The sequence below is a fragment of the Achromobacter sp. 1014246743 genome, assembly GCF_059760725.1.
Genome location: NZ_JCBANA010000185.1, coordinates 1 through 255 on the forward strand (window position 1 = coordinate 1; position 255 = coordinate 255).

Annotated in this window: 1 protein-coding gene; it reads right to left on the bottom strand. The window is 58.0% G+C overall.

What is annotated here, in order from left to right:
- Positions 1–255, bottom strand: a 255-nt coding sequence (locus tag AC6LJ2_RS30170) for an IS110 family transposase (RefSeq protein WP_498152776.1), incomplete at both ends; no start/stop codon positions are given.

Below are 255 nucleotides of genomic sequence, written 5' to 3' on the forward strand. Positions count from 1 at the left end.
TATCCAGCTTGGATATCTGGGCATCGAGTGTCTTAATGACTGCTCGGATGCTGTCTTTAAGAACTCGGACCGCCCCGGTTAGGCGGTTCTTCTCGGCAGTGCGCATGACCATCAATTGTGCGCGACGTGTCACGAGCGCCTGCAACACCTCGACCTGCTCATCCGGTGGAGCAAACTGCACACCGACCTGGTCTGCCTTGCCAGCCAAGGTCTGGGCATAGTGCGCCAAGGCCACGGCATCAATCGCATCGGTCT